Source organism: Saccharothrix sp. CCNWYY140, from assembly GCF_037401995.1.
Lineage (GTDB): Bacteria > Actinomycetota > Actinomycetes > Mycobacteriales > Pseudonocardiaceae > Actinosynnema.
The window spans coordinates 50,084-69,866 of sequence record NZ_JBBEGC010000025.1; the positions used below are offsets into that span (position 1 = coordinate 50,084).

17 protein-coding genes are annotated in these 19,783 nt (G+C 70.9%); 1 reads left to right on the plus strand and 16 read right to left on the minus strand.

Features of this window, described 5'->3' with window-relative positions:
- Positions 1 to 49: 49 nt before the first annotated feature.
- Complete coding sequence (locus WBN91_RS14890) at positions 50 to 1,909, minus strand: sunset domain-containing protein (protein ID WP_337724637.1); 1,860 nt, start codon at positions 1,907 to 1,909, stop codon at positions 50 to 52.
- A gap of 199 nt (positions 1,910 to 2,108) precedes the next feature.
- Between WBN91_RS14890 and rarD the strand changes: the two genes are divergently transcribed.
- Positions 2,109 to 3,035 carry an EamA family transporter RarD gene (rarD, locus tag WBN91_RS14895; protein ID WP_337729386.1) on the plus strand — a complete coding sequence of 309 codons (927 nt, stop codon included), beginning with the start codon at positions 2,109 to 2,111 and terminating at the stop codon, positions 3,033 to 3,035.
- Positions 3,036 to 3,075: 40 nt separating this feature from the next.
- Here rarD and WBN91_RS14900 read toward each other — a convergent pair whose 3' ends face one another.
- From WBN91_RS14900 to WBN91_RS14970, 15 genes are read right to left on the minus strand one after another with little or no spacing between them, the layout of a single operon-like run.
- Positions 3,076 to 4,077 carry a polyprenyl synthetase family protein gene (locus WBN91_RS14900; RefSeq protein ID WP_443217732.1) on the minus strand — a complete coding sequence of 334 codons (1,002 nt, stop codon included), beginning with the start codon at positions 4,075 to 4,077 and terminating at the stop codon, positions 3,076 to 3,078.
- Between the two features lie 19 nt (positions 4,078 to 4,096).
- A complete protein-coding gene (gene nuoN / locus WBN91_RS14905; RefSeq protein ID WP_337724635.1) occupies positions 4,097 to 5,659 on the minus strand; it encodes an NADH-quinone oxidoreductase subunit NuoN in 1,563 nt (520 codons plus the stop codon).
- 4 nt (positions 5,660 to 5,663) lie between these two features.
- Complete coding sequence (locus WBN91_RS14910) at positions 5,664 to 7,226, minus strand: NADH-quinone oxidoreductase subunit M (RefSeq protein WP_337724634.1); 1,563 nt, start codon at positions 7,224 to 7,226, stop codon at positions 5,664 to 5,666.
- The gene (gene nuoL / locus WBN91_RS14915) at positions 7,223 to 9,178 is read right to left on the minus strand and encodes an NADH-quinone oxidoreductase subunit L (protein WP_337724633.1); all 1,956 of its coding nucleotides are present in this window, start codon (positions 9,176 to 9,178) and stop codon (positions 7,223 to 7,225) included. The genes WBN91_RS14910 and nuoL overlap by 4 nt, the downstream gene beginning before the upstream one ends.
- 22 nt (positions 9,179 to 9,200) lie before the next feature.
- The gene (gene nuoK / locus WBN91_RS14920) at positions 9,201 to 9,500 is read right to left on the minus strand and encodes an NADH-quinone oxidoreductase subunit NuoK (RefSeq protein WP_337724632.1); all 300 of its coding nucleotides are present in this window, start codon (positions 9,498 to 9,500) and stop codon (positions 9,201 to 9,203) included.
- The gene (locus tag WBN91_RS14925; RefSeq protein WP_337724631.1) at positions 9,497 to 10,324 is read right to left on the minus strand and encodes an NADH-quinone oxidoreductase subunit J; all 828 of its coding nucleotides are present in this window, start codon (positions 10,322 to 10,324) and stop codon (positions 9,497 to 9,499) included. Before WBN91_RS14925 ends, nuoK begins: the two co-directional genes overlap by 4 nt.
- Positions 10,321 to 10,863 (minus strand): NADH-quinone oxidoreductase subunit NuoI, encoded by a 543-nt coding sequence (gene nuoI, locus WBN91_RS14930; protein ID WP_337724630.1) that lies wholly within the window; start codon positions 10,861 to 10,863, stop codon positions 10,321 to 10,323. Before nuoI ends, WBN91_RS14925 begins: the two co-directional genes overlap by 4 nt.
- Positions 10,850 to 12,169: an NADH-quinone oxidoreductase subunit NuoH gene (nuoH, locus tag WBN91_RS14935; RefSeq protein ID WP_337724629.1), complete on the minus strand. Its 1,320-nt coding sequence runs from the start codon at positions 12,167 to 12,169 to the stop codon at positions 10,850 to 10,852. Before nuoH ends, nuoI begins: the two co-directional genes overlap by 14 nt.
- A complete protein-coding gene (locus WBN91_RS14940) occupies positions 12,166 to 14,616 on the minus strand; it encodes an NADH-quinone oxidoreductase subunit G (RefSeq protein WP_337724628.1) in 2,451 nt (816 codons plus the stop codon). The genes nuoH and WBN91_RS14940 overlap by 4 nt, the downstream gene beginning before the upstream one ends.
- On the minus strand, positions 14,613 to 15,893 hold the full coding sequence (nuoF, locus tag WBN91_RS14945; RefSeq protein ID WP_121224754.1) for an NADH-quinone oxidoreductase subunit NuoF: 1,281 nt from the start codon (positions 15,891 to 15,893) through the stop codon (positions 14,613 to 14,615). Before nuoF ends, WBN91_RS14940 begins: the two co-directional genes overlap by 4 nt.
- Positions 15,894 to 15,905: 12 nt before the next feature.
- Positions 15,906 to 16,655: an NADH-quinone oxidoreductase subunit NuoE gene (nuoE, locus tag WBN91_RS14950; RefSeq protein ID WP_337724627.1), complete on the minus strand. Its 750-nt coding sequence runs from the start codon at positions 16,653 to 16,655 to the stop codon at positions 15,906 to 15,908.
- Positions 16,652 to 18,094 carry an NADH-quinone oxidoreductase subunit D gene (locus tag WBN91_RS14955; protein ID WP_337724626.1) on the minus strand — a complete coding sequence of 481 codons (1,443 nt, stop codon included), beginning with the start codon at positions 18,092 to 18,094 and terminating at the stop codon, positions 16,652 to 16,654. The genes nuoE and WBN91_RS14955 overlap by 4 nt, the downstream gene beginning before the upstream one ends.
- A complete protein-coding gene (locus tag WBN91_RS14960) occupies positions 18,091 to 18,834 on the minus strand; it encodes an NADH-quinone oxidoreductase subunit C (protein ID WP_337724625.1) in 744 nt (247 codons plus the stop codon). Before WBN91_RS14960 ends, WBN91_RS14955 begins: the two co-directional genes overlap by 4 nt.
- A 5-nt stretch (positions 18,835 to 18,839) precedes the next feature.
- Positions 18,840 to 19,388, minus strand: a complete 549-nt coding sequence (locus WBN91_RS14965) for a NuoB/complex I 20 kDa subunit family protein (RefSeq protein WP_121224748.1) — start codon at positions 19,386 to 19,388, stop codon at positions 18,840 to 18,842.
- Between the two features lie 12 nt (positions 19,389 to 19,400).
- Positions 19,401 to 19,766: an NADH-quinone oxidoreductase subunit A gene (locus tag WBN91_RS14970; RefSeq protein ID WP_121224746.1), complete on the minus strand. Its 366-nt coding sequence runs from the start codon at positions 19,764 to 19,766 to the stop codon at positions 19,401 to 19,403.
- Between the last annotated feature and the right edge of the window lie 17 nt (positions 19,767 to 19,783).

The following is a 19,783-nucleotide window of genomic DNA, read 5'->3' on the forward strand; positions in this document are numbered from 1 at the left end:
CCGCCTCCCGGAGCAGGGGCCTTTCTCGCGTTCCCTCCCCAGGGGACGGCTAGGGGGCCGGGCGGAAGCCGGCCTTCTCCGCGTCGGAGGTGGTGCGGAACCACACGTCGGCGCGGGTTTCGCTGAAGTTGGCCGACTCCGCGGTGAAGTAGCGGCGGCCGGTCAGGGTGGCCTTGACCTGGAAGTCCGGGGCCGGGGCCTTGCCGTCGGACTTCGGCAGCACCGAGCCCGGACCGAACGGCGAGCGCGGGTTGAAGCCCTCCGGCTGCTGGTAGCGGGTGGTGGCGCCGCCGGGACGGCCGCCGGTGCTGGGGCTGAAGCCGACCGGGCGCGGGCGGGCCGGGCGGGGCGGGGGCGGCGGGGTGAGCGGCTGCGGGGCCGGGGTCGGCGGCAGGGGCGGCGTGGTGCGCGCGCCCGCCGGGCGGACCGGGCGCTGGGGCAGGCCGCCGCTGTCCTTGGTCTCCAGCAGCTCCGGGGCGAGCTTGGGCACGAACGGCTGGTCGTTGCCGGGGGTGGCGGGCCTGGGCTTCGGCGGGGCCGGGGGCTCGTCCTGCGCCTCGTCGTCCGGGGTCACGACCGGCTCGAACAGGGAACGCGGGCGCGCCGGCTCGGACTGCGGCTGGGGTGCCGGCTGCGGCTGGGCGAAGGGCTGCGGCTCGCGCTGGGCGGCCGGCTCGGCCTCGGTGAACGGCTCGCGCGGGTCGGCCTGAGCACGCGGCTCGCGCTGGGCGAGCGGCTCGGGCTTGGCGTGTGCGGCCGGTTCGGGCTGGTAGGTCGGCACGAAGGGCTGCTCGGGCTCCGAGTGGGCGGCCGGTTCGGGCTGGTAGGTCGGCACGAAGGGCTGGTCGCCGGCCGGTTCGGGCGTGGTGTCCGCCCGGGGCTCGGGGTCCGGCTGGGGCTCCGGCCGGCGCTGGTCGGCGGCCGGGGTGTGGGCGGCGATGGCGCGGGCGTCCAGGACCGTCGTCGACTCGGCCGCGGGCAGGTCCGGTTCCGGGGTCGGGAGTTCGGCGCGGATCACCGGGTACTCGCCGGTCAGGTCGCGGTCGGGCCACAGCTGCCGCGGTTCGTCGCGGCGGGCGGACTCCTGCTGGGCGGATTCCTGCTGGGCGTTCTCCTCGTCGCGGGCGTCCACCTCGGCGATCGCCCGCGCCAGGGCCGTCGCCGGGATCAGCGTGGTCTGCTCGGCGGGGCGCTCGGGCTCGTCCTCCTGCTCGGGCCCCTCGGCCGGGTCCTCGTCCTCGCCGTAGACGACCTGCTCCGGCTCCTCCCGCCACACCTCGCGCGGCTGGAAGGCCTCCACCTCCGGCGGGGCGGTCGGCTCGGGCTCGCGCGACACCGCCACCTCGGCGGCGGGCTGCGCGGGCGGCAGGAGGTGGGCCTCCTCGGCGGGCAGGTCCTCCGGCTCGTCGGAAGGGCCGGAGCCGGCGAACGGCGCGGGACCGGAGCCGGCCGGAGCGGGCTCCGCCCCGGGGGACAGCCGCTCGAACAGGCTGCGCGGCCGGTCGTCCTCGTACTCGGGGAAGTCGTGCTGCTCCTCGAAGTCCGACAGCGGGCGGTGCTCGTCGTCGAGTTCTTCCAGCAGCCGGTCACGCTCGTCGAGCTTCATGTTCGCCACGTCGTACCGCGGCGGGTCGTCGTCGCGCAGCAGGTCGTCGACCGGGGAGGACGACCGGTGCCAGTCGTCGAACTCGTCCCGCACGGGCTCCGCGGGGCGGTGTGCGACGGGTGCGACGGGTGCGGAGGCGGCGACGGCGGGGGCCACCGGGCGCGGGGACGCGCCCAGCAGGCGGTCCTCCACGTCCTGCAACTCCTTCTTCGCGGGCCGGACCAGCACCAGCCAGGTGAGCGCGACGCCTGCCACGAACGACAGCAGGCTCCACAGCCACACCTGTCCGAAGAGCGAACTCACGCCGGAACCCTCCCACTGCACAGTCCTGACATCCCCGACACGCTCCGCTGCCGAGCCTTCACCCGGTAGTGGAAGCGGTGCCAAACTACCCTGACCACGAGGTCCGGCGCGTCCGACCACGCGGCCCTGCGCCCATAGTGGAACAGTAGGCCGTTCGGAGCAACTGACCAGCCAAAACGGCTCGCGTAGAGTGGCCCGTGTGCCGCCGTTGACGAACTCCGCCGCCACTTCGGCAGAGGTTCACCAGAGCAACAAGGGTATCGCTTTCGGAGCTGGCGCCTACGTCATCTGGGGCATGTTCCCCGCCTTCTGGCCGCTGCTCGCGCCGGCCGCGTCGACGGAGATCCTGGCGCACCGGGTCGCCTGGTCGCTGGCGTTCATGCTGCTCGTCACAGCGGTGCTGGGCCGGTGGGCGGGCCTGCGGCGGCTGTCGCGGCGCGGCTGGCTCATGGTGGCCGCCGCGTCCGCGCTGATCGCGGTGAACTGGGGCGTCTACATCTACGCCGTCAACACCGGCCACGTCGTCGAGGCCGCCCTGGGCTACTTCATCAACCCGCTGGTCAGCGTGCTGCTCGGGGTGCTGGTGCTGCGGGAACGGCTGCGCGGCCTCCAGTACGCGGCGCTGGCCATCGCGGTGGCGGCCGTGGTGGTGCTGGCGGTGGACTACGGCCGGCTGCCGTGGATCTCGCTGGTGCTGGCGTGCTCGTTCGGCGTCTACGGGCTGATCAAGAAGACCGTGCCGCTGGACGCCACCTCCAGCCTGACCGCCGAGAGCATGGTGCTCGGCCCGGTCGCCGTCGGCTACCTGGTGTGGCTGGGCGGGGCGGGCACCTTCCACGACCACGGCCTCGGGCACGCCGCGCTGCTGGTGTCCACGGGCCTGGTCACGGCGGTGCCGCTGATGCTGTTCGGCGCGGGCGCCCGCCGGGTGCCGCTGACCACGATGGGCATGCTCCAGTACCTCGCCCCGGTCCTCCAGTTCGCGTGGGGCGTGTTCGTGGTGCACGAGCCGATGCCCGCGTCCCGCTGGTTCGGGTTCGCGATGGTGTGGGCGGCGCTCGCGCTGTTCACCGCCGACGCGGTGCGCTCCCGCCGCCGCACCAGGCTCCTCGCCCCGATCGAGTGACCCTGCCGAGTGACCCGATCGGGCGGCCGGGTTGCGTGCCTCAATGGGTGCGGGTGACCACGTACTCGCTGACCGACTCCAGCGCGTCCCGGGCCACACCCGCCGGCAGGTCGCGCAGGGTCGCCCGCGCCCGAGCCGCGTAGTCGTCCAGCGTCGCCCGCGCCCGCGCCAGTCCCGAGGACGCCCGCAGCAGCTCCAGGGCCTCTTCGACCTCGGCGTCGTCGGTCAGCGGCTGGGCCAGCAGCGACGCCAGACGCGACTCCGGCTCGTCGGCCAGCGCGTACAGCATGGGCAGCGTCTTCACGCCCTCGCGCAGGTCGGTGCCCGGGGTCTTGCCCGACTCCGAGGACGGCGACGCGATGTCGATGACGTCGTCGGAGATCTGGAACGCGGCCCCGATGATCTCCCCGTACGTGCGCAGCGCCTCGACCTGCGCCGGGGTGACGTCGGAGAACATCGCGCCGTACCGGGCGGCGGTCGCGATCAGCGACCCGGTCTTCTCCGCGATGGTGGTCAGGTAGTGCGCGATGGGGTCCTCGCCCTCGCGCGGGCCCATCGTCTCCCGCATCTGGCCCGTGACCAGCTCGGAGAAGGTCTCCGCGATGATCCGCGCGGCCCGCGTGCCCAGGTCCGCGACCAGCGCCGACGCGTGCGCGAACAGGTAGTCGCCGGTGAGGATGGCGATCGAGTTGTCCCACTTCGCGTTGGCCGAGGCCGCGCCGCGGCGCATGGTGGCCTCGTCCATCACGTCGTCGTGGTACAGGGTGGCCAGGTGGGTCAGCTCCACCACGGCCGCCGCCTTGATGACGGCTTCCCGGTCCCACGTCGACCCGAACTGGGCGGACAGGATGGTGAACAGCGGGCGGATGCGCTTCCCGCCCGCGTCCACCAAGTGGAGCGACGTCTCCATCACCGGGTGGAACTCGCTCTGCACGACCTTGCGCAGCAGCTCTTCCACCTCGGTGAGCCCCGCCTGAACCACCTCCGCGAGCACGGGGTCCGCAAAACGGAACCCCGTCCCCGCCCGCTCGCTACTGGTCACGCGTGAAGCCTACGTACCACTAGAAGATGAACCCGCCGGCACCCGCCCATTCGAGCGCGTACTTGGGGTACACCCCCAGCACCAGGGTGATCGCCGCACCCAGCGTGATGGCGATGGTGGTCATGGCGCCGGGCACGCTGACGGTCGGCCCGTCGGCCGCCGGCTCGCTGAAGTACATCAGCACGATGACCCGCAGGTAGAAGAACGCGGCCACCGCCGAGGCCACCAGGGCGACCACGACCAGCGGCGCCATGCCGCTCTCCAGCGCCGCCGCGAACACCACGAACTTGCCGATGAAACCGCTGGTCAGCGGGATGCCGGCCAGGGCGAGCAGCAGGAACGTGAACACCGCCGCGGTCACCGGGGACCGCTTGGCCAGGCCCGCCCACTGGGACAGGTGGGTGGCCTCGCCGTCGGCGTTGCGCACCAGCGACACCACGCCGAACGCGGCGATGGTCGTGAAGCCGTAGGCCATCAGGTAGAACATCGTGCCGGACAGGCCCTCCTCCGACAGCGAGATCGACCCGACCAGCAGGAAGCCCGCGTGCGCCACCGAGGAGTAGGCGATCATGCGCTTGACGTCGGTCTGGGTCAGGCCGAGCACCGCGCCGATCACCATCGAGGCGATGGCCACGCCCCACAGGACGCCGTTCCACTCCCAGCTGGACCGCTCGAAGGCCACGAACAGCACCCGCAGGATCCCGCCGAACGCGGCGACCTTCGTGCACGCCGCCATGAACGCGGTGACCGGCGTCGGCGCGCCCTGGTACACGTCCGGGGTCCACGCGTGGAACGGGCCGACCGAGGCCTTGAACAGCAGGCCCACCACCAGCAGGCCGAAGCCCGCGTACAGCAGCGTGTCGGACCGGTCGGTGCCGGAGGTGGCGGCGGCGATGTCGGCGAGCTTCACCGAGCCCGCGTAGCCGTAGAGCAGGGCCACGCCGTAGAGGAAGAACGCCGAGGCGAACGCGCCGAGCAGGAAGTACTTGACCGCGGCCTCCTGCGACAGCAGGCGGCGACGGCGGGCCAGGCCGCACATCAGGTACAGCGGCAGGGACAGCACTTCCAGCGCGATGAACATCGTCAGCAGGTCGTTCGCCGCGACGAACACCATCATGCCGCCGAGCGCGAACAGCGTCAGCGGGAACACCTCGGTCTGCATGCCGAGCCGGTTGGCCTGCGCGCGGTCCTGCTGCGTGCCGGGCAGGACGGCCGCCTCGGCGACGAACGCGCCGCCGGGCTCCACCGAGCGGTCGGCGATGAGCAGCACCGAGCCGAACCCGAGGACGAGCAGGGTGGCCCACAGGAAGATCACCGGCTTGTCGACGGCGACCGTGCCCGCGAGGGTCACCTTGCCCTGGGGCAGGGCGTCGTTGGCGTAGGCGATGAGCGAGGCCCCCGCCGCGGCCAGCGTGAGCAGGGTCAGCACGACCTGGCTGCTCCACCGCTGCGCCTTCGGCAGGAAGGCCTCCACCAGCACGCTCAGGCACGCCGCGCCGAGCACGATGAGGATCGGCGCGACCGCCAGGTAGTCGATCTCGGGCGCCTGGAGCCGCTGGGCCTGGGCGAGGAGGTCCGTCACCACGTCACTTGCCTTCCTGCGCGACCGGGTCGGTCACGCCGACCTCGCTGAGCGTCGCCCCGACGGACGGGGTGATCACGTCCAACACCGGCTGCGGGTAGAACCCGAGCACCAGGATCAGCGCGACCAGCGGCGCGAGCACCGCCAGTTCCCGCTTGTTCAGGTCCGGCACGTTCGCCCGCTCGGGGTCGAGTGCCGCACCCGGTCCGCCGACCGCGTCCACCAGGGCCGTGCCGCGCACCGGTCCCTGGAACACCCGCTGGTAGAGCCAGAGGACGTACAGGGCGGCGAGCACCATGCCGATGGCGGCCAGGATGGTGAACACCGGCTGGTTCGGGTAGGACCCGATGAGCACCAGGAACTCGCTGACGAACGAGTTGGTGCCCGGCAGCGCCAGCGACGACAGGCCGGCGACGAAGAACAGGCCGCCCAGCACCGGGGTCAGCTTGGCCATGCCGCCGTAGTCCTGGATCAGGCGCGACCCGCCGCGGGCCATCACCATGCCGACGACCAGGAACAGCATGCCGGTCGAGATGCCGTGGTTGACCATGTAGAGCACCGCACCCGCGCCCGCCTGCGAGCTGAACGCGAAGATGCCCAGCGCGATGAAGCCGAAGTGCGCGATGGACGTGTAGGCGACGAACCGCTTCATGTCGGTCTGGCCGACCGCCAGCAGCGAGCCGTAGAGGATGCCCGCGACGGCGAGCACCAGCACCAGCGGCGCGAGTTCCTGGCTGGCCAGCGGGAACAGCGGCAGGCAGTAGCGCAGGAACCCGAACGTGCCGATCTTGTCCAGGATGCCGACCAGCAGCACGCCCGCCCCGACCGGTGCTTCCGCACCGGCGTCGGGCAGCCACGTGTGCAGCGGCACCAGCGGCGCCTTGATCGCGAACGCGATGAAGAAGCCCAGGAACAGCCAGATCTGCGTGGACAGCGGCAGGTCCCGGGTGACCGTGACCAGGGTGGCCCAGTCGAAGGTGCCCGAGCCGAGCTTGTCCCGCGCGGCCACGTACACGCCGATCACGGAGGCCAGCATGATCAGGCCGCCCAGCAGCGAGTACAGGAAGAACTTCATCGCCGCGTACTGCCGGTTCGGCCCGCCGAAGCGGCCGATCAGGAAGTACATCGGGACCAGCACGGCCTCGAAGAACACGTAGAACAGGAACACGTCGGTGGCCGCGAAGACACCGATCATGCCGGTCTGCATGGCCAGCAGCAGGGCGAAGAACCCGCCCGCGCTGCGGCCCTCGGGCAGCTTGTCCGCCCAGGACCCGCCGATGACCACCGGCACCAGGAAGGCGATCAGGGCGATCATCACCAGCGCGATGCCGTCCACGCCGAAGGACAGGTGGATGCCGAACGCCGGGATCCACTCGGCCGAGCTGGTCAGCTGGAGGCGGTCGCCGGAGGGGTCGTAGGCGACCCAGGCCAGCACCGCGAGCACCAGTTCGGCCAGCGCGAAGGCGAGCGCCACGAGCTTCGCGGTCCGGTCGTCGCCCCGCAGGAAGGCCACCACGACGCTGCCCACCAGGGGCAGCACGAGCAGCGCGATCAGCGTCCAGCTCACGAGAACCTCACCATCAGCAGCGCGCCCAGGACGAAGATCGCACCCAGGAGCATGGAGAGCGCGTACGAGCGCACGAACCCGGTCTGCAAGCGGCGCAGCCGGCCCGAGCTACCGCCCAGCAGCGCGGCCGAGCCGTTGACCAGCCCGTCCACGCCCTTGTTGTCGACGAACACCAGCGCGCGGGTCAGCCAGGTGCCCGGCCGCGCGAACAGCGCCTCGTTGAGCGCGTTGCCGTACAGGTCGTTGCGCGCGGCGCGGACCACGAACGACACCCGCTGCGGGCGCTCCACCGGCTGCGGCCGGCGGCCGAAGAACAGCCACGCGACCAGCACGCCCAGCGCGGACAGGCCCAGCACCAGGAAGTTCACCACGGTGTGGTCCAGGACGCCGTGCTGCTCCTGCAACGCGCCCAGCGACGGGGAGAGCCAGTTCGCGAGGGTGTTGCCGGAGGAGAGGAACGCGCCCGCGCCGACCGAGCCGACCGCCAGCAGGATCATCGGGACCGTCATGGTCAGGCCCGACTCGTGCGGGTGGTACTCGCGGCCGTCCTCGCTCTTGAGGTCCTCCCAGCGCGGCTTGCCGAGGAAGACCAGGAACAGCAGGCGGGTCATGTAGAACGCGGTGATGGCCGCGCCCAGCGCCGCCGCGCCGCCGAACACCCAGCCGCGCCAGCCCGGCTCGCTGAACGCCGCCGCGATGATGGCGTCCTTGGAGAAGTAGCCGGACAGGAACGGGAAGCCGATCAGCGCGAGGTAGCCCAACGTCCAGGTGACGAACGTGATGGGCATCTTGCGCCAGAGGCCGCCCATGCGGCGGATGTTGCCCTCGTCGTTCATGCCGTGCATGACCGAACCGGCGCCGAGGAACAGGCCGGCCTTGAAGAAGCCGTGCGTGAGCAGGTGCATGATGCCCAGCGCGTAGCCGACCGGGCCGAGGCCCACCGCCAGGATCATGTAGCCGATCTGGCTGACCGTCGAGTACGCCAGGACCTTCTTGAAGTCGTCGTAGGCGCAGCCGATGATGCACCCGATGATCAACGTGACCGCGCCGATGATCATCACGACCAGGCGGCCGTCGGCCGAGGCGTTGTAGATCGGGTTGGCGCGGGCGATCAGGTAGACGCCCGCGGTGACCATCGTGGCCGCGTGGATCAGCGCCGACACCGGGGTGGGGCCGGCCATCGCGTCCGGGAGCCACGCCTGGAGCGGGAACTGGCCGGACTTGCCGCACGCGCCCAGGAGCAGCAGCAGCGTCACCGCGGTGACCTCGGCCGCCGACAGCTCGCCGACCCGGGCGAACACCTCGGTGTACTGGGTGGTGCCCAGCTCCTTGAACAGGATGAAGATGCCGATCGCGAGACCCAGGTCGCCGACCCGGTTCATCAGGAACGCCTTCTTCGCGGCGCTGGCCGCCTCCGGCTTGTGCTGGTACCAGCCGATCAGCAGGTAGGAGGCGAGGCCCACGCCCTCCCAGCCGAAGTACAGGGTCACGAAGCCGTTGCCCAGCACCAGCAGCAGCATGGCCGCGACGAACAGGTTCAGGTAGGCGAAGAACTTCCGCCGCCCGGCCTCGTGCGCCATGTAGCCGATCGAGTAGATGTGGATCAGCGACCCGACACCGGTGATCAGCAGGACGAACGTCAGCGACAGCGGGTCCAGGCGCAGCCCGAACTCGACGTTCAGCGCGTTCACCGGCACCCAGTCGAACAGGTGCAGCTCGCTGGTGCGCTCGCCGGTCTGCCCGATGGTGTCGAAGAACAGCGCCACGCCGTACGCGAACGACGCGATCACGGTCGCGCAGCCCAGCAGGTGGCCCCACTTGTCGGTGCGCCGGCCGCCCAAGAGCAGCACGGTCGCGCCGAAAGCGGGCAGCGCGAGCAACAACCAGGCGAGACTGCCGACCCCGCTGACTGCGGCAACAGCGTCCGAAGACCCGCTGGCGGGGTCGAGCATTGGAACAGCCACCGTCGACCTCTCAGTACTTCAGCAGGTTGGAGTCGTCGACCGAGGCCGAGCGACGCGTCTTGAAGATCGCCATGATGATCGTCAGGCCGACCACGACCTCCGCCGCGGCCACGACCATCACGAAGAACGCCATCACCTGGCCGCCCAGCCCGCCGTTGATGCGGGCGAACGTGACCAGGCTGAGGTTCACGGCGTTGAGCATCAGCTCGATGCACATGAACACGACGATGGCGTTGCGCCGCACCAGCACGCCCACCGCACCGAGGCTGAACAGCAGGGCGGACAGCAGCAGGTAGTAGGTGGGGGTCACGAGTGGTCTCCCTTGAGCGCGTGCGCGTCGGGCTGGTGCGCCGTGCCGGTGACCTCGGCGACGTCGTCCTCCAGCCGTTCCTTCGCCGTCGTCTCGATGAGCTCGGACAGCGACTCCTTGGCCACCGAGCCGTCGGGCAGCAGCGCGGGCGTGGCGACCGAGTTGGCCGTGGCGAACACGCCGGGGCCGGGCAGCGAGCCGACCCGGTCGCCGCGGAAGCGCTCCTCGACCAGTTCCTTCTGCGTCTTCTTCTCCTTGGTGCGGGAGGTGAAGGCGAGCACCATCGCGCCGACCGCCGCCGTGATCAGCAGGGCGGAGGTCAGTTCGAACGGGAAGAGGAAGTCGGTGAACAGCGCCTCGCCGATGTTGGCGACGTTGCCGCCGTTCTGCGTGTTCTGCTGGGCCAGGCCGATCGCGTCCACGTCGGTCAGCGCGCGGGCCAGGGAGCCGACCACGAGGCCGGCGAACCCGATGCCGAGCACGGCCGCCGCGAGCCGCTGCCCGCGCAGCACCTCCACGACCGAGTCGGAGCTGTCCCGGCCGACCAGCATCAGCACGAACAGGAACAGCATCATGATCGCGCCGGTGTAGACGATGATCTGCACGAAGCCCAGGAAGGGCGCCTGCTGGACCATGTAGAGCACGCCGAGGCTGAGCATGGTCAGCACCAGCCACAGCGCGGAGTGCACGGCGTTGCGGGCGAACAGCATGCCGAGCGCGCCGGCCAGGGCCAGCGGCCCGAGGATCCAGAACGCCACCGCCTCGCCGGTGGTGACGGTGTCCACCACGCGCTCGACGGTGTCCGGTTGGAGCAGGAGGTTCACCGGCCCTCCTGCTTCGCCTTGATGTCCGCTTCGGCCTGGAGGCGCGGGCCGTTGACGTAGTAGTCCTGCTCGCTCTCGCCCAGTCGCATCGGGTGCGGCGGCTGCTCCATGCCGGACAGCAGCGGTGCGAGCAGGTCCTCCTTGGTGAAGATCAGCTTCTGCCGGTCGTCGTCGGCCAGCTCGTACTCGTTGGTCATGGTGAGCGAGCGGGTCGGGCACGCCTCGATGCACAGGCCGCAGCCGATGCAGCGCAGGTAGTTGATCTGGTAGTCCTTGCCGTAGCGCTCACCGGGCGAGTAGCGCTCGTCCTCGGTGTTGTCGCCGCCCTCGACGAAGATCGCGTCCGCCGGGCAGGCCCAGGCGCACAGCTCGCAGCCGACGCACTTCTCCAGCCCGTCCGGGTGCCGGTTGAGCTGGTGGCGGCCGTGGAACCGCGGCGCGGTGACCTTCTTGACCTCGGGGTACTCCTCGGTGACGACCTTCTTGAACATCGTCCCGAAGGTCACGCCGAAGCCCTTGACGGGATCAAGCATGCCCATCGCCGGCCTCCTCCCTGGATGCGGTAACCGCTGCGGGTTCCCTGGTTTCGCCGGGCAGGTTCGCCACCGGCACCTGACGCCGGCGCGGCGGCGACTTGGGCACTTGCAGGTCCAGCGGCGGGACGGGGAAGCCGCCGCCGGTGACCGGCACGGCGTTCGGGTCGCGCACCTCGCGCCGGTCCGGCAGCAGGAACGCCACCAGCAGCACCACGCCGAGGACCGCGCCGAACACGGCGAGCACGGTGGACGTGCTCAGCGAGTCCGACTCGATCTCCTGGCGCACGTACCGGGCGAACGCCACCGCGACGAACCACACCAGCGCGATCGGGACCAGGAACTTCCAGCCCAGCCGCATGAACTGGTCGTAGCGCAGGCGGGGCAGGGTGCCGCGCAGCCAGATGAACAGGAACAGGAACGCGAGCGTCTTGAGCACGAACCACAGCAGGCCGAACCAGCCGGAGTTGAGCAGGTGGTCGTCGCCGACGAACGGGAACCGCCAGCCGCCCAGGAACAGGGTCGTGGCCAGCGCGGACACGGTCACCATGTTCACGTACTCGGCGAGGAAGAACAGCGCGAACTTCAGCGAGCTGTACTCGGTGTGGAAGCCGCCGACCAGCTCCGACTCGGCCTCGGGGAGGTCGAACGGCGCCCGGTTGGTCTCGCCGACCATCGACGTCACGTAGATCAGGAAGCTGACCGGCAGCAGGTAGAAGTACCAGCCGCCGGCCTGCGAGGCGACGATGTCCGAGGTGGACAGCGAGTGGGAGTGCATGACGACCGCGACGATCGACAGGCCCATCGCGATCTCGTAGGAGATCACCTGCGCGGCCGAGCGCAGCGCGCCCAGCAGCGGGTACGGCGAGCCGGAGGCCCAGCCGGACAGCACGATGCCGTAGACGCCCAGCGAGGAGCAGGCCAGCACGACCAGCACGCCGACCGGCAGGTCCACGAGCTGGAGCGCGGTGCGCTCGCCGAAGATCGACACCTCGCCGCCCAGCGGGATCACCGAGAACGCGACGAACGCCGGGATGCAGGAGATCACCGGGGCCAGGAAGAACACCCACTTGTCCGCCAGGACCGGGCGGATGTCCTCCTTGAACGCGAGCTTGAGGCCGTCGGCCAGCGACTGGAGCCAGCCGTTGGGGCCGACCCGGTTGGGGCCGGGCCGCTGCTGCATCCGGGCGACGACCTTGCGCTCCCAGTTGATCATGAACAGGGTCATGACGACGAGGAACGCGAAGATCCCCACGACCTTGACGATGACCAGCCAGACCGGGTCGTCGGCCAGCAGTTCGGCGGTGCTCATGCCTTGCCTCCGCTAGTGACGGTCACGACCGAACCGTGACCGGCGACGAGGGTGCGCCGCACGGTGGCCGCGCCCGAGTTGCCCGGCAGCCACACGACGCCGTCGGGCAGGTCGGCCGCCTCGACCGGCAGCGTCACCGCGCCGCGGTCGGTGGACACGGTGACCTCGCCACCCAGCTCGACGCCGAGGCGGTCGGCCGTCGCCTGCGACAGCTTCGCCACCACCGGCCGGGCGGTGCCCGCCAGGTTCGGCTCGTCGTCCTGCATCGAGCCGTTGTCCAGCAGCCGCCGCCAGGTGGCCAGCACGACCTGGCCGTCCTTGGGCTGCGGCAGCAGCGGGGCGGCCACGGTCGGGGCCTGGGCGGCGACGGCGCCGCGGCCCAGCCGCTCGAAGTCGGCGGCGGCCGAGGCCGGGGTCTGGGTGAACAGGTCGGCGTCCATCTCGACGGCCAGGGTGTCCAGCACCCGGCCGTCGGGCAGCGCACTGGTGCCCTCCAGGGTCAGGCCGAACGGGCGGTGCCTGCCCTCCCAGTTCACGTACGAGCCGGACTTCTCCACCGCCGGGGCGATCGGGAGCACCACGTCGGCGTGCGCGGTGACCGCGCTGTGCCGCAGCTCCAGGCTCACCACGAACCCGACGAAGTCCAGGGCGCGCTCGGCCAGCGCCGGGTCGGGCAGGTCGAACGGGTCGACACCGCCGACGACCAGCGCGTCCAGGCCACCGCTCGCGGCGGCGGTCAGGATGCCGGTGGTGTCGCGGCCGGCCTTCTCCGGCAGGGAACCCGCGGGAAGGCCCCACGCCTGCTCGACCTCGGCGCGCGCGGCGGCGTCGGACACCAGCCGGCCGCCGGGCAGCAGCGTCGGCAGCAGACCGGCCTCCAGCGCGCCCCGCTCGCCGGCGCGGCGCGGGATCCAGGCGACCTTGGCGCCGGTGCTCTTTGCCAGCGCGGACACCGCGGAGAACAGGCCCGGGACCTCGGCGGCGCGCTCGCCGACCAGGATCACCGCGCCCGGCTTGCCCAGCTCCTCCACCACGTCGGCGGCGTGCTCGGGCAGGGCGTTGAGCGCGGCGGGCTCGCCGCCGGGCACGCACGCCAGCAGCGTGCCGAACGTCTTCTCCACCGCGGGCGAGGTGAACTGGCCCAGGTGGAACACCTTCGTCTTCTTCGTGCGGGCCGCCTTGCGCAGCCGCAGGAAGACGATCGGCGCCTCCTCCTCGGGCTCGAACGCCACCAGCAGCGCGGCCGGCGCGGCCTCGATGCCCTTGAAGGTGACACCGCCGTTGTCCGGGGTGACGCCCAGGACGGTCGAGGTCAGGAACTCCAGCTCCTCGGCCGAGTGGGCGCGGGCGCGGAAGTCGACGTCGTTGGTGCGCACCGCGATCCGGGCGAACTTCGAGTACGCGTACGCGTCCTCCAGGGTCAGCCGGCCGCCGGCGAGCACGCCGACGCCCTTGCCGTCCCGCGCCTTCGCCAGCCCGGCCGCCGCGACCTGCAACGCCTCGGTCCACGACGACTCGCGCAGCTCACCGGTGGCCCGGTCGCGCACCAGCGGCCGGGTGATCCGGTCGTCGGCGGTGGCGTAGCGGAACGCGAAGCGGCCCTTGTCGCAGATCCACTCCTCGTTGACCTCGGGGTCGTCGCCGGCCAGCTTGCGCTGCACCTTGCCGCGCCGCCAGTCGGTGCGCTCGGCGCAGCCCGACGAGCAGTGCTCGCACACGCTGGGCGTGGACACCAGGTCGAACGGCCGCGCCCGGAACCGGTACGCGGCGGAGGTCAGCGCGCCCACCGGGCAGATCTGGATGGTGTTGCCGGAGAAGTAGGACTGGAACGGCTTCTCCTCCGCGACACCGATCTGCTGCTGCGCGCCGCGCTCCAGCAGCTCGATGAACGGGTCGCCGGCGATCTGCGCGGAGAACCGGGTGCACCGCTGGCACAGCACGCACCGCTCGCGGTCCAGCAGCACCTGGGTGCTGATCGGGATCGGCTTGGGGAAGGTGCGCTTGTGCTCGTGGAACCGGGAGTCGGAGCGGCCGTGCTTGAGCGCCTGGTTCTGCAACGGGCACTCGCCGCCCTTGTCGCAGATCGGGCAGTCCAGCGGGTGGTTGATCAGCAGCAGCTCCATCACGCCCTGCTGCGCCTTGTCCGCCACCGGCGAGGTGAGCTGCGTCTTGACCACCATGCCGTCGGCGACGGTCATCGTGCAGGACGCCTGCGGCTTCGGCATCGGCCGGCCGCCCATCTCCACCTCGACCAGGCACTGGCGGCACGCGCCGGCCGGCTCCAGCAGCGGGTGGTCGCAGAACCGGGGCACGACGATGCCCAGCCGCTCCGCGGTCCGGATCAGCAGCTCGCCCTTGGGCGCGACGACCTCCAGGCCGTCGATGACGAGCTTGACGTGACCCTCGGGCACGACCAGCTCGGTGGTCTTGTCAGGCGCGATCGTCATGCCGTTGCTCCTGCGAGAACCTTCGAGTTCTGGTCGCACAAGGCGAGGAACTCGTCCTTGAAGTACTTGATGCCGCTAGTGATCGGGCTGACCGCGCCGTCACCGAGGGCGCAGAACGACCGGCCCAGGATGTTGTCGCAGACGTCCAGCAGCGTGTCGATGTCCCCGGCCGTGCCCTCGCCGCGCACCATGCGCTGGAGGATCTGGACGAGCCAGTAGGTGCCCTCGCGGCACGGCGTGCACTTGCCGCACGACTCGTGCTTGTAGAACTCGGTCCACTTCATGACCGCCCACGGCACCGACACGGTCTCGTTGAAGATCTGCAACGCCGTGGTGCCCAGCATCGAGCCGGCCTCGGCCGCGCCCTCGAAGTCCAGCGGCACGTCGAGGTGCTCGGCGGTGAACAGCGGGGTGGACGAGCCGCCCGGCGTCCAGAACTTCAGCGGGATGCCGTCCTTCATGCCGCCCGCCATGTCCAGCAGCTGGCGCAGGGTCGTGCCCATCGGCGCCTCGTACTGGCCGGGGCGCTCGACGTGACCGGACAGCGAGTAGATCTTCGGGCCCGGGGACCGCTCGCGGCCCATCGTGCGGAACCAGTCCGCGCCGCCGTTGACGATGTACGGGACGGACGCGATGGTCTCGACGTTGTTCACCACGGTCGGCGACGCGTAGAGGCCGGCGGTCGCGGGGAACGGCGGCTTGAGCCGGGGCTGGCCGCGCTTGCCCTCCAGGGAGTCCAGGAGGGCGGTCTCCTCGCCGCAGATGTAGGCGCCCGCGCCGGCGTGCACCACCACGTCGAGGTCGAAGCCCGAGCCGAGGATGTCCTTGCCCAGGTAGCCCGCCGCGTACGCCTCCTGCACGGCCGCGTTGAGCCGGCGGATGCAGTGCAGCACCTCGCCGCGCACGTAGATCGCGGCGAAGTTCGCGCGGATCGCGTACGAGGTGATGATGATGCCCTCGATCAGCGAGTGCGGGTCCGCCATCATCAGCGGGATGTCCTTGCAGGTGCCCGGCTCGCCCTCGTCGGCGTTGATGACGAGGTAGTGCGGCTTGCCGTCGCCCTGCGGGATGAAGCCCCACTTCATGCCGGTCGGGAAGCCCGCGCCGCCACGGCCGCGCAGACCGGAGTCCTTGCACTGCTGGATGAGCTGGTCCGGGTGGGCCTTGAGCGCCTTGCGCAGCGCCGTGTACCCCTCCAGCTGCTCGTAGGTCTTCAGCGTCCACGAGCGCGGCGACAGCCAGCGCTTGGTGAGGACCGGAGTCAGTTGGTCGACCACGTTCGCCTCCCCCTACTTCTTTTCCGGCAGCGGCGGGAACTCCGCGTCGTCCGGCATGGCCGGCGCGGTCCAGCCGCGGTCCGCCGCGAGCGCGGCGCCCCGCACGGTCTCCGGCGCGGCCGACGGACCGTCCAGGTCCGCCTCCCGGCCCTCGAAGAAGCCCGCGAGCTGGAGCTCGGCCTGGCGGAAGTCGGTGAGCGGCGCACCCCGCGTCGGGTGCGGCTTCTCCCCCGCCTGCAACGCCTTGACCAGCTCCAACGCCTTCTCGGGCGTCTGGTTGTCGAAGAACTCGTAGTTCACCTGGAGGACCGGGCCGAGGTCGCACGCGGCGAGGCACTCGGCGTGCTCCAGCGTGATCGAGCCCGGCTCGCCCGGCTCGCCCGAGGTCTGCTCGTGGCCCAGCGGCTTGCCGTCGGCGCCCAGGTGCTCGCGCAGCTTCGCGTAGATGGCGTCACCGCCCAGCGCGGCGCACAGGGTGTTCGTGCACACGCTGACCAGGTGCTCGCCGCACGGCCGCCGCTTGTACATGGTGTAGAAGGTCGCGACCGCGCTGACCTCGGCGTGGGACAGGTCGAGCTGGTCGGCGCAGAACGCGATGCCGTTCTGGCTGACGTACCCCTCCACCGACTGCACCAGGTGCAGCATCGGCAGCAGCGCCGACCGCGCGTACGGGTAGCGGGCGATGATCGCCCGCGCCCGGTCCACGGTGTCCTGGCCGAAGACGTCCGCGTAGTCGTGCGTGGGTTCCTGCGTTTGGGTCATCGGTCACAACCACCCATCACCGGGTCGATCGAGGCCACCGACGCGATGACGTCGGCGACCATGCCGCCCTCGCACATCGCGGGCATCGACTGGAGGTTCACGAAGCTGGGTTCGCGCACGTGCACGCGCATCGGCCGGGTGCCGCCGTCGGAGACCAGGTGGTAGCCCAGCTCGCCGCGCGGCGACTCGATCGGCACGTACACCTGGCCCGCCGGCACCTGGAAGCCCTCGGTCACCAGCTTGAAGTGGTGGATCAGGGACTCCATCGACTGGCCCATGATCTTGCGGACGTGCTCCAGCGAGTTGCCCATGCCGTCCGCGCCGATCGTCAGCTGCGCCGGCCACGCGACCTTGGCGTCGTCCACCATGACCGGGCCGGGCTCCAGGCGGTCCACCGCCTGCTTGACGATCTTGAGCGACTCGTGGATCTCCGCCAGCCGCAGCCGGTAGCGGGCGAACGAGTCGGCGTCGTTCGAGGTGGGCACCTCGAACTCGTAGTTCTCGTAGCCGCAGTACGGCTGGACCTTGCGCAGGTCCCACGGCAGGCCCGCGGAGCGCAGGATCGGGCCGGTGATGCCCAGCGCGAGGCACGCGTCCACCGGCAGGTAGCCGATGCCCGCCAGGCGGTTGCGCCAGATCGGCTGGCCGGTGAGCAGCTTGTCGTAGTCCGGCAGGCGCGAGTCCATGACCTTGATGAACTCGCGGATGCGCTGCGGCGCGTCGACCGGGATGTCCTGCGCCAGGCCGCCGGGGCGGATGTAGGCGTGGTTCATCCGCAGGCCGGTCAGGAACTCCAGCAGGTGCAGGACTTCCTCGCGCTCGCGGAAGCCCGCGGTCATGCCGGTGAGCGCGCCCAACTCCATGCCGCCGGTCGCCAGGGCGACCAGGTGGGAGGAGATCCGGTTCAGCTCCATGAGCATGACCCGGATGGTCTGCGCGCGGGCCGGGGCCTCGATGCCCAGCAGCTTCTCGATGGCCATGCAGTACGCGGCTTCGTTGTGCAGCGGTGCCAGGTAGTCCATGCGCGTCACGAAGGTGACGCCCTGGGTCCAGTTCCGGTACTCGCAGTTCTTCTCGATGCCGGTGTGCAGGTAGCCGATGACGCTGCGGGCCTGGGTGACGGTCTCGCCCTCCAGCTCCAGCACCAGGCGCAGCACGCCGTGCGTCGACGGGTGCTGCGGGCCCAGGTTCATGACGATGCGCTCGTCGCCCGCCGCCTCGGCCAGCACCTCGTCCCAGTCGCCGCCGGTCACCGTGTAGACGGTGCCCTCGGTGGTCTGGCGGGAGGTGGCGTCGTACGGGTCGCGGCCGTTCGCGGCGTCGGCCTGCGCGGCGGTGTCGGACTCGCGGCCCACCGAGGTCGTGTCGGTGCCCGTGGTCACGTCGGAGAGTCGGCTCGACCCTGCAAGCAGGTCTTCGGAGAGTCGTTCGGTGCTCATGAGTAGGACCGCCTCTGGTCTGGCGGGGGGATCTCCGCGCCCTTGTACTCCACCGGGATGCCGCCGAGCGGGTAGTCCTTGCGCTGCGGGTGGCCGTCCCAGTCGTCCGGCATGAGGATCCGGGTCAGGCCCGGGTGGCCGTCGTAGACGATGCCGAACATGTCCCAGGCTTCCCGCTCCTGCCAGTCCGCCGTGGGGTAGACCGACACGACGCTGGGGATGTGGGCGTCGTCCACGTCGACCGCGACCTCCAGCCGGATGCGCCGGCGGTAGGTCATCGACGTCAGGTGGTACACCGAGTGCAGCCGCTGCGGGGCGTCCGGCCCGTAGTCCACACCGGACACCGAGCTGCACAGCTCGAAGCGCAGCGCCGGGTCGTCGCGCAGGATCCGCGCCACCTCGACCAGGTTCTCCCGGCGCAGGTAGAACGTGATCTCGTCGCGGTCGACGGTGATCTGCTGGATGGTGTCGCCGGGCAGGCCGGCCTCGTGGATCGCGGCGATCAGCTCGTCGGCGACCTCGTCGAACCACCCGCCGAACGGCCGCTCGCTGGGCGCGGCGACGTGGGCGGGCAGCCGCAGGCCGCCGAAGCCCGACGTGTCACCGGACCCCGCGACGCCGAACATGCCCTTGCGGGCCTTGCCCGCGACGATGGGCGCCTTCGGCGCGGCGCCGTTGGTCGCCTCCAAGCCCTCGACGGCGCGCTCGGCGCTGGAGTGCTCGTCCCCTGGCTGCGTCATCTCACTCACTTCTTCGCAAAGCGCTGGGACGACGGGATCAGCTCCGTGCGCTTGCCCTGCTCGGCCAGCAGCGCGGCCCGGTTCTGCCCCAGCGGCTCGTCCATGATCTTCGCGTGGATCTTGAGGATCGCGTCGATCAGCATCTCCGGCCGCGGCGGGCAGCCCGGCAGGTACATGTCGACCGGCACGACGTGGTCCACGCCCTGCACGACCGCGTAGTTGTTGAACATGCCGCCGCTGGACGCGCACACGCCCATCGCCAGCACCCACCGCGGTTCGGGCATCTGGTCGTAGATCTGGCGCAGCACCGGCGCCATCTTGTTGGTCACCCGGCCCGCGACGATCATCAGGTCGGCCTGCCGCGGCGAGGCGCGGAAGACCTCCATGCCGAACCGCGCCAGGTCGTAGCGCGGGCCACCGGTGGTCATCATCTCGATGGCGCAGCAGGCGAGGCCGAACGTGGCCGGCCAGAGCGAGGACTTGCGGGTCCAGTTGACCAGCTTCTCCACGCTGGCGAGCAGGATGCCGTTCGGGAGCTTCTCTTCCAGGCCCACGGGTCTTCCCCCTCAGTTCCAGTCGAGGCCGCCGCGCCGCCACACGTAGGCGTACGCGAAGCCGACCGTCGCGACGAACAGTGCGATCTCCACCAGGCCGAACAGGCCGAGCCGGTCCGCGGAGACCGCGAAGGGGTAGAGGAACACCATTTCGATGTCGAACAGGATGAACAGCATCGCCGTGAGGTAGTAGGCGACCGGCATGCGGCCACCGCCGACCACGGGCTGGGGTGACGGTTCGATGCCGCACTCGTAGGCGTCGAGCTTCGCCTTGTTGTAGCGGCGGGGCCCGATGTACGGGGCGGCCGTCACGGAGAACAGGGCGAAGGCCGCGGCGAGGGCGAACATCAATACGAGGGGGAGGTAAGGGTCCAGCACTCTCCGTCGTCCTTTCC

What these genes read in the sequence shown, in the direction of transcription:
- WBN91_RS14955 (WP_337724626.1), bottom strand. Translation starts at nt 18,094, where the DNA reads ATGAGCACCGAACGACTCTCCGAAGACCTGCTTGCAGGGTCGAGCCGA.
- nuoI (WP_337724630.1), bottom strand. Translation starts at nt 10,863, where the DNA reads ATGGGCATGCTTGATCCCGTCAAGGGCTTCGGCGTGACCTTCGGGACG.
- nuoH (WP_337724629.1), bottom strand. Translation starts at nt 12,169, where the DNA reads ATGAGCACCGCCGAACTGCTGGCCGACGACCCGGTCTGGCTGGTCATC.
- WBN91_RS14960 (WP_337724625.1), bottom strand. Translation starts at nt 18,834, where the DNA reads ATGACGCAGCCAGGGGACGAGCACTCCAGCGCCGAGCGCGCCGTCGAG.
- nuoL (WP_337724633.1), bottom strand. Translation starts at nt 9,178, where the DNA reads ATGCTCGACCCCGCCAGCGGGTCTTCGGACGCTGTTGCCGCAGTCAGC.
- WBN91_RS14940 (WP_337724628.1), bottom strand. Translation starts at nt 14,616, where the DNA reads ATGACGATCGCGCCTGACAAGACCACCGAGCTGGTCGTGCCCGAGGGT.
- nuoE (WP_337724627.1), bottom strand. Translation starts at nt 16,655, where the DNA reads ATGACCCAAACGCAGGAACCCACGCACGACTACGCGGACGTCTTCGGC.